This is a genomic window from Paludibaculum fermentans (genome assembly GCF_051172195.1).
Lineage (GTDB): Bacteria > Acidobacteriota > Terriglobia > Bryobacterales > Bryobacteraceae > Paludibaculum > Paludibaculum fermentans_A.
In genome coordinates this window covers 2,853,416-2,865,761 of the sequence record NZ_JBPJAQ010000001.1, presented here as the reverse complement: position 1 = coordinate 2,865,761, position 12,346 = coordinate 2,853,416, and the positions used below count along the sequence as shown (strand labels likewise).

Sequence of the window (12,346 nt, the reverse complement as noted above, 5' to 3'; positions counted from 1 at the left end):
CTACAGGGCGATCTCATCCTGACGTATCTGGCGTACGCCAGGACGAGAAGGCTACTTCCTGTAGAAGATGCGCCAGATTTTGTTGCCACCGTCGTCGGTGACGAGCAGGCTGCCGTCCGCCATAGGCAGCAGGCCGACGGGCCGGCCCCAGACTTCTTTGGAAGTGGGATCTGGCATGAAGCCGCTGAGAAAGTCCTCCCGGGGCCCGCTGGGCTTGCCGTCCTTGAATGGAACAAAGGCCACGGAGTAGCCGATGCGCTGCGAGCGATTCCAGGAGCCGTGGAAGGCGAGGAAGGCGCCGCCCTGATACTTGGCCGGGAACATCCTGCCGGTGTAGAAACGGGCATCGAGCACCGCGACATGCGCGGGCAGAACGACGTCCGGCACGATGGTTTTTGCCACCAGGTCGGACTTCTGGCCTTTATTCCGCGGATCTTCATTGGGGCCGATGTAGGAATAGGGCCAGCCGTAGAAGCCGCCAGGCCTGATGGAGGTGAAGTAGTCGGGCACCAGGTCATCGCCGAGGCCGTCCCGCTCTTGTACCGCGGCCCAGAGGCTATCGGAGCCGGGATAGAGCGCCAGGCCGATGGGATTACGCGTGCCGGCAGCAACAATTTCGCGGCCGCTGCCGTCGGGGTTGTAGCGCGAGATGGCGGCCCGGATCTCCGGCTCACCGGGCGACACATTGGATTTCGAGCCGACACCGACATAGAACTTCTCGCCCTTGCGGTCGAACAGGAGGCTGCGGGTCCAGTGGCCCTCCTCCGCATCCTTCAAGGCAACCACTTCTTCTCCGGGCCCGAGTTTCAGGGTCCTGGAGTCGTACTTGTAGCGCTTGATGGAAGTGACTTCCCCGACATACAGATAGTCTTTCCAGATCGCGAGACCGAAGGGCCGGTTGAGTTTGTCGACCAGGCGCGTCTTCTCGTTCTCGGTGATCTTGCCATCCTTGTTCTTATCAACAAGGGCGTAGACACCACCCTGGCGGCCGCTTTCCGTGAGCAGGATCTCGCCGGAGGGGCCATAAATCATGTAGCGGGGCGTGGAGAAGTTGGAGGCATATTCCTCGATGGAGAAGCCGGCGGGTACGGTGAGACGAGCGCCATCGGGCCGGTCGACGACACGAGGCGCGTTGGAAGCGGATGGCGTGTGGTAGGGAGCGGGGAGCTTAGGCGGATCGGCGGCCGTGGCGGAGGCGCCCAGAGCTACCGCAAGCAGCACCAGATGGGAAGTCGTCATTACTCGCATTGTAGCGGAGGGTGGGTGAGCACCCTAGCAAACACTACTTCCTCACCAGGAAATAAATGGCGAACACAGAAACACTGGTCGATATTTTCCACATGAAACGTAGAGCTGACATATAATTCTGGATGAGTGAGAGCGAATCTACACGGAGACGGCAGACAAGACATAAAACCACTAGTTGGTTTGCGTCCTGTCATGAAACCGGCTGCCGCGATACGTATTTCCACGGGGAGGGTCGAGTGATCGGGCCAATCGGCTTAATGGGCCTGTTGCAGGAGCTACAGCTCTCCGATGTGGAACCTCCGTTCGTGCGGAGCGAGGTGCGGGCATCGGCTCGCCGGACGGTAGAAAGCCAGGACTTGGTTCTGGAAACCTATCCACAGACGTATGCGTGCGGCACGCTGCAGAAGCATCTGCAATTTGCGTTGCGCCATGAGCCGCTGGACCTGCGCGTGTGGCATCGGGTAATGGACGCTTTGCCGGCACAGGTGGTCACCGGCTGGGTCTCCGGCCAGCCGAACAGCAAGTATGCCCAGCGGGCTTGGTATCTATACGAGCGCTTGACGGGTAATCGTCTGCCATTGAATGACAGCCGGGCTCCGTTTGCAGATCTGGCGGATGGAGATCTCCAGATCGTCCTGCGCAGCAGCCGCTACGATACGCCCCTCTCGCAGCGGCACCACATCCGCGAGAATCTATTGGGCCCCATCGAATACTGTCCTCTGGTGCGACGATCCAAGGCGCTGAAAGAGAGAGGGGAGAAGAACTACGGCACCGAAGCGCGGGCGCTGACGCTGGGCCTGGACCCTCTCCTGTTTCGGCGAGCCGCCGACTATCTGTACCGGAGTGAGACCCGCTCCTCCTATGCCATTGAGGGGGAGACACCGGCGCCGGGCCGCGAAGAGCGATTCCTGGCGGTGCTGGCACAGGCTGGCCGTCAGGAGGTGGCCGGCGAGTTGGAGTTGGTGCGGCTCCAGAACGAGATCGTGCAGGATCGGCGGTTTGCCGCCACAGGCTGGCGGACGATCCAGAACTACGTCGGGCGCACCCGCGTCGACTACTCCGAAGATGTCCGCTATGTCTGCCCAAAACCGGAGGACCTGCCGGAGCTGATGAAAGGGTGGACCGATCTGGTCGCCAGAATCGCCAAGGTGGAGCTCGGCGATGTCGTCCCGCTTGCAGCCTGTGTGGCTTTCGGCTTCGTGTACCTACACCCGTTTGAGGATGGAAACGGGCGGCTGCACCGATTCCTGATTCACCACATCCTGGCAGCGGCACAGTATACGCCGGAGGGCATTATCTTCCCGGTCTCAGCGGCGATCCAGCGTCGGATGAAAGAATACGATGCGGTGCTGGAGACCGTATCCCGGTTGGTGAACCCGGGCGTGCGGTACGAGTTGGATGCCGACAACAGGATGGCGGTCCAGAACGCCACTGGAGGCCTGTACCGGTATCCGGACCTGACCCGCCACGCCGAATTCCTCTATGAGTGCATCGAGGAGACGCTGCGTAAGGACTGGCCGGAGGAACTCCGTTTCCTGCAACTGTTTGACGGGGCCTACCGGGACACGCAGGCCGTGGTGGAACTGCCAGACACCCGGCTGCGGCTGCTGGTGAAGCTGCTGCTGCAAAACAACGGGCACCTGGCGAAGGGCAAGCGGCAGATGTTTGCCGTGGTCACGGACGATGAGTTGGGCAGGATCGAAGAGGCCGTCGTCCGGCGGATGGTACAGATTGGCGAGAGCGGAATGGAGCCGGATCCGACCGCTCAGAGCGAAACCGCGCCCCGCATCACCCGCACGCAGTAACCGCCGACGCGGACGTCGTGGATCCGCTCCCCTGACTTCACCGCGCTGACGTGCAATTCCCCTGGCCTTTTCATTTCCAGCCCCTGCTCAAAGCGGACTCTCTGTCCCGATTCGACCAGCCCCTGCTTCACCAGCCACGCAATCGCGCAGCCTGCGGCTGAGCCGGTTGCCGGATCCTCCTGCGCGGCACTGGGCTTGCGGGCATGCAGGAACACGCCCGGTGTTTCGACTTCCCGGGTCATCACATAGAATCCGCGCTGGTTGTCCCCGGCGGCGAAGTACGGGCGGGCATCGTTCCAATTCACCTTAAGCCGCCGGATCGCGTCCAGCGACCGCAGCATCACGAGGAGATTGGGCCGCCCGGTAGAAACATTCTGGATGGGCAAGCTGGTGTCGAGATCTTCCAGGCGCAGGCCCAGCAGCGGCGCGATCCTGGCGTGTTCGTGCGTCTCGGCAAACACCGGGTCGGCCTGCAGCATATCGCCGAACACCAGGCCGCTGGACTGTCTGGTGAATGTAACGGGTACGAGCCCGATGCCGAGATCAAGCTTGACCAGATCACCCACGCGTTCGCGCAACAGGCACGCGGTGCCGAGGGCAGGATGCCCGCCGAAGGGGATCTCGTGCTCGCGGGTGAAGATCCGGACTTTCACACCCTGACGTGCTTCCGTGGCCTTGTCGCGTGGCAGCACGAAAGTCGTCTCGGAGAGGTTCATCTCGTGGGCTATGCGCTGCATTTCGGCGTCGCTGAGCCCGGTGGCATCGGGGAAGACGGCAAGCTGATTGCCGCTGAGAGGTTGCGTGGTGAAAACGTCCCACCATTCAAAAGCAAACGTGCGTACAGGGGCGTTGGCTGACATGGAAGTGAGGGCCGAGAGAGCGTGAAACTCGCGTCGGGAGAGCATGAGGAATTCCTCTATTCTGCCATCCCGCGGTGGCGGCGCACTAAGGCGCCGTGTCTATTTCACATAGACCGAAACAGCGCTGGGGAGAATCCCATACGGATTTGTCCCGAAGGGAATGAAGGCGAACAGGTTGTTCCGGACGATGTTATATCCCGAAACTGTCAACGGGAACGCTTGGAGGACGCCCGGCTCCGGGGAGTCCGGAACAGTCAGTACCAATTGGTAGATGGCGGTCAGGAAGCCGGGCAGCGGCCTCACCTGCACCTGGAGAGGGAGTTTGCCCCAGCTGTAGTAGAACAGCCTCGTAGGCCAGCTTGCATCCGAAGCGTGGATTGCACCCGGAACAGGAGCGGACCCGGCGATCGAGACTCCGGAGACCAAAGCCAGAATGGTCGAGCCAGGCCGCGCGGGGTGCTCTGCATCGTTGGTGGTCCCATCTTCGTTGTAGATGACCCCGGCGAATGGCGGGACGCCCTCCGAGGAATAGTCGCGTGTTGCGAGAGTGGGAGCTCCTTCAGGGAGGACTGGCAAAAACACAATGTTCGACTGATGCCCCTGGTAGCTCACTTGGATGGCGGTGAACTGGTCGAGTTCATTGGGAGACACGACAGTGACCCGGCCGGACGTAGTGGAGAGAATCGGAACAGACACACCATCAAAGGTCACACGCACGCCGGCCTGTTCCGTTGGAAGACCTTGTGCCGGATTCAGGCCAGAATCGGTAGTTTCGGCGTCCAGTCCTCGGACATCAAGAGTGTAGATTGAGTTTGCGGTTACGCCGGCCCCATCGCCGCTGAACGAATTGGAGACTCGATCGAGCGTCAGTGCTGCCGTCACAGCAGAGGGAAGCTGCAAGACCCTCTGCTGCGAGCCTCTCTGGACGGCGGCGTACAATCCACCCTCCGGCGCGTTTGCGATAGACGGCGCGGGCAACGCCGAAGAGGCGTCCAGGTAGGAAGAGAAGAGCAGCGAACTCCCGTCGGAGCTTAAGCGGGCCACAAGCCTGGCCGCCGGAATTGAGACTGGATCAGCGATGGAAGGTGCGGCCTGCAAGGGGGCGCTCAGGGGGAACCCTTGGCCTGTCGATACGGAGAAGCCAGCCACTCCCTGCTCATCGACGGCCAGCGAGCCGAACTGGGTGTCGCAATGCCCACCGAGCAATGCGGAGTACACCGGCTCAAGGTTGTCCGGCATGAGCTTCATCAGATAGATCTGCTGGGCGGGTGTACTGGATGACAATTGGTACGCCGACCAGCACTGTCCCACCGCGACGCCGCGATCGAGAGCACCCGCGGTCCTGGGGAACGCACCGCTGCGCGTGGTGCCGCCAACATACAGATAGCCCTGCGAATCGGTGGCCAAGGCCCGCGGCCCATAGTTAACCATGTGGCTGAGCGAGACGGGCCCACCCAGGTAGCGATAAGCGTTGAGCCGTGTTCCGTCCGCCGCAAGCCGCGCCAGGTAGCCGGCTTCCGTCTCTGGGGGCAATTCGGTTCCGGGCAGGATTCCGATGCCGCCGATCCACACCTGTCCGTCAGCGCCCGCAAGCACAGCGGATGGCCCGCTGAACTCGATGCCCGGGAAGGGTGTGATGGTATCGCCAAAATAGGTCGCCCACTGCAATACTCCTTCCGCATTGATCCGCAGGACAAAGCCGCGCATGCTGGTAGTGGTCCGCGTATTCAACGCATCAGGTGTGACGGGAAAATCGCTGGAGGCGGTGATCCCTGCAACGTAGGCATCACAGTGGGGACCGATATCCAAAGCCACGGGTTGCTCGTCCGACTGGCCGCCCACGGTCACTGCGCCCAGGAGTTGGCCTGAGTTCGAAAAGCGCGCTACAAAAAGGTCCCGCTCACCGGCAACACCTACATGCGGCGCGGTCCTGGGAAAATCGGGGGAGCGAGTGAACCCAAGCACCGCGATGTCCCCGTGGGCATCCAGCTTCAGGGCGGTGACCCATTCGTCCATTGCACCGGCGAGCAAGGTGGACCAGACGACGCTTCCATCCCGGGCGATCTTGACAAGGAACGCGTCCCCGCTGAAGGTCTTGGTTCCATAAATGGCGCAATCCGGGCCTGCGCTGATACGGCTGAACCCGTACAGTCGATCGGGCCCCCAGCTGGCTCCCAAATCGGAACTGGCGGCCACAGTCCCAGAGCCGGTGATCGCGACCAGCCCGCCTCCCGACCCGCATTGGTGGCTGGGCAACGCAAACGAACCGCTGGTTTTATAGCGGACCGGAACCCATGTCGCCCCACCATCCTCCGTTCGGTACAAATCGGAAAGCGAAACAATGTACCAGGTGTCAGCTCGCTCGATATCAGGCACAAACGCACTGACGGAGTTGTAGGGATCCAGCGGGAGTGTCCTGCGGATCCACGAGGCGCCAGAGTCTTTCGACAGCCACAATTCGCTTTGTGTGAAGCTGTCTGTCACCGCGTAGATCCATCCCGGGTGGGCTGGATCCAGGCTGGCAGCTCGCACCAGCGGATTGGCTGATTGCGGGGTGGCAACGCGCTGGAAGCTCTGCCCCCAGTCCGGGGATAGATAAATATCCGCCTGTCCCGCAGAGTAGGCCAATAAGCGGCCCGCGCCGGAGGGATCATCCGCCACAGTGCCGCAATTATAGAGAGGACAGGCTGCCTCCGCCCAGGTTTCCCCTCGGTCGAAACTGCGAAGCAGGATCCCTTTCCCTACCGCAACGGCCAGGCGTTGTGAGTTGCCGCGATCCACAACGGGTTGCAGGTAGAACGGATTCCCAGGCTCTTTATTCCTGGCAACAACGACCTTCCACGATTCGCCGGCATCCGAGCTCTTGAATATCACCTGATCGCCGGCTGCGAACAGCACATTTGGATCGACCGGATCTGGCAGTATCATCTGGATGGCATCGGGAGGAATTCCCAGCCTCTTCCAGGTCAGCCCCATGTCGAGCGAGCGCATGCCGGTAGATTCGCCAAGGCCAATTTGGAACGGGTTCTCCAACTTGAAGTTCGGCGAGATGGTACGCCCCGCGGCATAGACATTTCCGGCAGCGTCACTCGCGATGGCCTGAATCACCCCGGGGTTGTCGCTCTCGAATTGAGCAATGGATAGGGAGCGGAGGACAGCGCCTGGTCCCGAATCCTGCGGCGAAGCGGCAAAGCTCCGTGCTGGCGGCAATCCTGCAAGCAGTAGAGCAATGAAAACCGGCACCGAAACATGCTGAGCAACGCGCATAGAAATCCCGATTGCAATTCTACGCCTTTCTTCCACAGCAATCAGCTTTTCAGATCTTCACATCGATTAAGCCGATTACAATTCCCACGGCGCCCGCAGCATCGGGCCCAGTATTGTGGAGGCTATCGTGTCACCTGCGATCTCCATCCTCATGGCATCCCACTTGAGCATGCGGCCGGTGAACATGGCAATGTTCCCCAACCTTTCCGGCATGGCGGAGCGCAGCGCCACTTCCGCGGGGGTCAGAATCTTCATTGCGCGATTTCACTGAATGGATGAAGTCCTGGTAGTGACCCGGCGACACGGGACAAGGGATCGCGACGGCGGCCTTCGATTCGAGCAGGCCCTGCCGGGAAGTCGCGGATATATCGTATGGGCCCTGCCCGCGCGCGGACTAGATCAGTCCGAGTTCGAGAAGCGCCTGGCGGACTCCGGCTCGCTGTTCATCTTCGAGCGGCGCAAACGGTTCAGTAAGCACGCCGGAGCATACACCGGCCAGGTCGAGAGCGCACTTCATGCCGCGCAGATAGCCGGCGGGCTCGTAGATCTTCTCGCTCAGCCGCAGAATGGTGGCCTGCAGGGCGCGGGCCTCGCCGGCACGCCCTTCCCGCGCGGCCCGGCAGGTGTCGACATAGAGCTTGGGGTAGAGGTTGGCTCCGCCGGAGACGCCGCCGGATGCGCCGGCCAGCACCGCCTGATCGAGCAGTTCCTCGGGGCCCATCAGGACGGAAAAGTCCTTCCTGTCGCGATAGTCCTCCAGTAGTCCTTGAAAATACGGCCAGTCGCCGGAGCTGTCCTTAATCCCAAGGCAATTTGGATGATGGCTCAGCACCCGGGCAGTGGAGCGTTCAAACGAGTTCCGGGTGTGGCTGGGGATGTTGTAAAGGAAGAAGGGCAGCGGCAGGGAGTCGACCAGGCGCAGGCAGTAGCGCAGCAGCTCTTCCTGCGAGAGCGGGTAGTAGTAGGGAGGAGCAAAGACTACCGCGGTTCCGCCGCATCCGGCCGCGTAGCGCGAGAGGTCCAGCGCCTCTGTCAGGCAGCAGTCGGTGATCCCGGTGAGCACCGGCTTCCGTCCACCAATAATCTGGGACGCGCGCTTGATGAACTCGCGCTGCAGGCGGTGGCTCAGGTTGGGAGCCTCTCCGGTAGTGCCCAGCAGAAAGAAGCCGTCGACTCCGCCGTCGATGCCGCGTTCGATCAGGCGTTCCAGGCCGCCAATATCGAGCCGTTCCGGTTCAAGCAGGGGAGTGACGAGCGGGGGAATAATCCCGGTGTAGGAGTTGTTATCTGACATCAGCGCTGTTGGTTGTTGCTCCGGGGACCGAACCGAAACTGCGCACCCGTTGCGGGGCCATCATATAACGAAAGCGTGTGCCACGAGAGGAGGCCCACCACGGCCAGCGACACAGCCGCCCAGATAGGGAAGCGCGGGCACCCGGACAACGCGATCACGGACTGGTGCTCTCGGGGGCAGATCAACACCAGGAGTGTGACGGCGCACGCATTCAGGTGGATGATGCCCTCAGTGACCAGCCGCTCTGGCGCGAAGGGTAGCACACGGGAGAGGTTGCCCAGCACGATCCACCACAACAGGACCGCGAAGAGAAGCTGGCTGCGGCCTAAGGGGGTCGATGGCAGGACAGCCAGGGTGTGTTGGAGATGCGCGCGCAGTAGCAGAAGGATGACTGCGGCCAGCGCCAGGTAAGCCAGCGAGAACCAGGTGTAAGCATCCAACCCGTAAAAATGGGCAGGCACAGTTCCGGCTTTCAGCCAGACTGAGTTCAGATTCTTGGAAATGTTCACCCAGGTCATCACCACAAGGAGAAAGGCCGCATAGGCCGCGGATTGGGCTCTCAGTTCGTTGCCCTCTGGTGCCAGTGGAGGGGTCTGCGCGGCCAGGCGATAGGCCGCCAGTGCCACTCCGAGTCCGGCAATGAAGCCAAATGACTGCTCGGTTACGCTATGCCAGTTGGTCACAATGCCAGTGGAGGAACCCCACAGCTTGAGCCACTGGCCCACAACGAATCCGATGCCGGAGGCAAAGCCTGTGATGATCGACGCCTCGAACACGGGTCGAAGATCATTCTTACGAAAGAACCACAGCATCGCCACGCAGAGCCCGATAGTGCCCGCCCAATTATCGCCACGCGGGGGTGTCATGCGAAGACGGAGGAGAACGGGAAAGAGGAGGAAACCAACCCACCATCCGATCCCCATGTGAAGTAGCAGGGAAGCCGCAAACGACGGCCCTTTCCAAACCCTGTAGATCAGAATTGCGCCGAGTGCCAGGCTGACGGCCAGCCAATCACTGTCGTACCAGTTGGGATCCCAGCCCAGCCACTCAGTCACTTGGCCCAGGACAACCCAGGCCGCCGAGATCGCGAGAATCGGCCCGAAGAAACTCTTCAGCCTGGTGGTGTCCAACGTGGCAGGCAGGGCAAGACCCGCTCCGCCCGGAATCCCCCACAGGAAGCCGATGACGAAGATCATCGCGTAGCCGTAGACAACGTCGGGCGCTGAGTCGGAATGTGTAAAGGCCAGCACTTTCATGTAGGACATGGAGCCGCCGAACGACCAACCTAGGGCGGCAAAGAAAGCGCAGGGCAGGAAGCGCCTCAACCAGTCGGAGCGGCCAAGGAAGCTCACCGCGGCCAGGGCGGAAAGCGCTCCGGGAATCATGGCGCCGGCCTCGTGTCCCCATTGACCACGCACGCCCCAGCCGATGGAATGGGCTAAGGCGACGGCGAGAATTGCCGGCCAGGTCATGCGGGACATCCGATCTATTTACGCACGGTCGGGTAGGGATAGCCTAATCCCCGGCTGTTACGTCTCGCCTAGAATGGGTAAACACTTGCAGTCATGAAGTACTCGTACAGTGAGGCCACACGGCGCGGCTTTCTTTCCACACTGACGGCCATGCCGGCTGTCGCATCACAGGTTGCCGCGAGCCGGATGAATGTTCTTTTTATTCTGGCCGACGACCTGGGCTGGTCCGACCTGGCGTGCTACGGCTCGAATTACCACGAGACGCCGAATCTCGACGCGTTTGCGCGCACCGCCGTCCGGTTTACGAATGGCTACGCATCCGCCCCCGTCTGTTCGCCCACCCGGGCAGCACTGCTTACCGGCAAGTCCCCTGCCAGGCTGGGAATGACCACGTGGCATGAGGCCTCGGTGGATCCTCCCACGGATCGCCCGATGCTGCCGGCGCCTTCGGACGGCAATCTTCCCCTATCCGAGATTTCGCTGGCGAAACTGTACCGCCAGGCCGGGTACTATACGGCGCATGTCGGCAAATGGCACCTGGGGACCGCCGGATACTATCCGGAAGCGCATGGCTTCGATCTGAATGTCGGCGGAACCTTTTGGGGCGCGCCGCAGACCTTCTTCCATCCATTCAGCGGAGACCGCCGGTATGGCGGAGAATTCCGGTACGTGCCAGGATTGCCTTATTCGAAGCCAGGAGATTACCTGCCGGACCTGCTCACGGACGCCGCCCTGGATGTTATTGATCGCAAGTCAGCGGTTCCGTTCTTCCTGAACTATTGGTGCCATTCAGTTCACACGCCCATCGAGGCGCCGGCGGATCTGGTCGACAAATTCCGGCGCAAATTGGAACCGCGGCACACGCACCGGAACCCGGCGTATGCCGCGATGCTGGCCCGATACGATTACAACGTCGGCCGGCTGCTCGACCGCCTGAAGAGCACCGGACTCGACCGCAATACGATCGTCATCTTTACGTCGGACAACGGAGGGTACACCGAGAAGTTCGACGGCATCCCGGTAACCAACAACCTGCCCTTGCGGTCGGGGAAGGGGTCGCTATATGAGGGCGGGCTGCGGGTGCCGCTGATGATCCGGGTACCGGGTATCACTCCAGCAGATGCAGTTTGTCATGAGCCGGTGATCACGACTGATTTCTATCCGACTTTGCAAGGTTTGAACGGGCTCCCAAACGGGACCAGAACGAGGGACGGAGTCTCGATAACCAACTTGCTGAAACAACCCGAGAGTTCCCTCGGTGAGCGGGACCTCTGCTTCCATTTTCCGCACTACTATCCGACCACGTCTCCGGTTTCGGCGATCCGGTCGGGCTCCTGGAAGCTATTGGAGTACTTGGACAGTGGCAGGCTGGAACTGTTCGACCTGCGGGAGGACCCAGGAGAATCCGTAGATCTGGCCGCAAAACTTCCGGACTTGGTTCGATCCCTTCGAGCCAGGCTCGCGAATTGGAGGAAGGCGTCTGGCGCGCGTATGCCGCTCGTGAATCCTGACTTTAAGTCGAAGATTGAGAGAAAGGAACCGTGAGGATGAGAAAAAGTTGATCCGGACGAACTTCCTAATCACTCCAGGTGCTTCCATCCACTTGACTTTGTGGTGTATAGTTGGCTGGAGAGGGTCAATTACTGACGGTTCCTTTCGCTATCGAGTTTGAACAGACCGGGGCGCTGGCGGGAAAGAATCCCTCCGGTATGCCCTTTTTCTGTTTTAGGAGCATCGAAGTCTACCTCATGAACATCTCTCAGAAGCACCTCCCGCATGTATCCTTCTAGGTTTCCCCGCCCCCGAATCAAAGTAAGAGAAAACGTCAACGAGGCCATCCGGGCGCGAGAAGTGCGCGCTGTCTTTCCGGATGGCTCGGTAGAGGTGATGCCTACCCAGGCGGCCATCCGCCGGGCACAGGATCTTGGGCTCGACCTCATTCTCATTGCACCGACGGCGGAGCCGCCGGTGGCCAAGGCCATGGATTACGGCCAGTGGCAGTATGAGGTCAAGAAGAAGCAGCACGAGGCGAAGAAGAAGCAGCACGTGATCCAGGTGAAGGAGCTGAAGTTCCGCCCCAACACCGACGACCACGACTACACCTTCAAAATGAACCACGCCGTGCGGTTTCTCGCCGAGGGCAACCGGGTGAAGGCCGTGGTGCAGTTCCGCGGACGAGAGATTGCTCACGTCGACCTGGGCAAGAAGCTGCTGCTGCGTTTTGCCGGCGATCTGGCGGAACACGGTGCGGTGGAAGGCTCTCCGAAACTGGAAGGGCGTAACGCTCACGTCATCATCAGCCCCCTGAAGAAGGAAGCTGTCAAAGAGAAGCCGAAGTCGGCAGCACCCAAGCCGCCGCCTCCGCCCGCTTCACCCGACTCAGGCCGGGCCTAAAATCCG

Annotated in this window: 9 protein-coding genes; 3 read left to right on the top strand and 6 right to left on the bottom strand. The window is 61.1% G+C overall.

Annotation, left to right across the window (positions count from 1 at the left end; all coding sequences use genetic code 11):
* Positions 1 to 51: 51 nt before the first annotated feature.
* The gene (locus ACR9Y2_RS11735; RefSeq protein WP_435041462.1) at positions 52 to 1,239 is read right to left on the bottom strand and encodes a PQQ-dependent sugar dehydrogenase; all 1,188 of its coding nucleotides are present in this window, start codon (positions 1,237 to 1,239) and stop codon (positions 52 to 54) included.
* A 245-nt stretch (positions 1,240 to 1,484) separates the two neighbouring features.
* Here ACR9Y2_RS11735 and ACR9Y2_RS11730 point away from each other — a divergent pair, with 245 nt between their 5' ends.
* Positions 1,485 to 3,053: a Fic family protein gene (locus ACR9Y2_RS11730; RefSeq protein ID WP_435041461.1), complete on the top strand. Its 1,569-nt coding sequence runs from the start codon at positions 1,485 to 1,487 to the stop codon at positions 3,051 to 3,053.
* Here the strand turns inward: ACR9Y2_RS11730 and ACR9Y2_RS11725 are convergent.
* The 5 genes from ACR9Y2_RS11725 to ACR9Y2_RS11705 form a co-directional block, all read right to left on the bottom strand.
* Entirely contained in the window at positions 3,014 to 3,958 is a 945-nt protein-coding gene (locus ACR9Y2_RS11725) for a PhzF family phenazine biosynthesis protein (protein WP_435041460.1), read from the bottom strand. The two genes, ACR9Y2_RS11730 and ACR9Y2_RS11725, sit on opposite strands and share 40 nt — an antisense overlap.
* Positions 3,959 to 4,012: 54 nt before the next feature.
* Positions 4,013 to 7,180, bottom strand: coding sequence for a hypothetical protein (locus ACR9Y2_RS11720; protein WP_435041459.1), 3,168 nt, complete (start codon positions 7,178 to 7,180; stop codon positions 4,013 to 4,015).
* A 75-nt stretch (positions 7,181 to 7,255) separates the two neighbouring features.
* Positions 7,256 to 7,435, bottom strand: a complete 180-nt coding sequence (locus ACR9Y2_RS11715; protein WP_435041457.1) for a hypothetical protein — start codon at positions 7,433 to 7,435, stop codon at positions 7,256 to 7,258.
* Between the two features lie 139 nt (positions 7,436 to 7,574).
* Positions 7,575 to 8,474 carry a dihydrodipicolinate synthase family protein gene (locus tag ACR9Y2_RS11710; protein WP_435041456.1) on the bottom strand — a complete coding sequence of 300 codons (900 nt, stop codon included), beginning with the start codon at positions 8,472 to 8,474 and terminating at the stop codon, positions 7,575 to 7,577.
* Complete coding sequence (locus ACR9Y2_RS11705) at positions 8,474 to 9,946, bottom strand: hypothetical protein (protein ID WP_435041455.1); 1,473 nt, start codon at positions 9,944 to 9,946, stop codon at positions 8,474 to 8,476. Before ACR9Y2_RS11705 ends, ACR9Y2_RS11710 begins: the two co-directional genes overlap by 1 nt.
* Positions 9,947 to 10,039: 93 nt before the next feature.
* On the opposite strand from ACR9Y2_RS11705, the gene ACR9Y2_RS11700 reads away from it, so the two are divergent.
* On the top strand, positions 10,040 to 11,491 hold the full coding sequence (locus ACR9Y2_RS11700) for a sulfatase (protein ID WP_435041454.1): 1,452 nt from the start codon (positions 10,040 to 10,042) through the stop codon (positions 11,489 to 11,491).
* Between the two features lie 231 nt (positions 11,492 to 11,722).
* Complete coding sequence (infC, locus tag ACR9Y2_RS11695; protein WP_435041452.1) at positions 11,723 to 12,340, top strand: translation initiation factor IF-3; 618 nt, start codon at positions 11,723 to 11,725, stop codon at positions 12,338 to 12,340.
* Positions 12,341 to 12,346 lie beyond the last annotated feature (6 nt).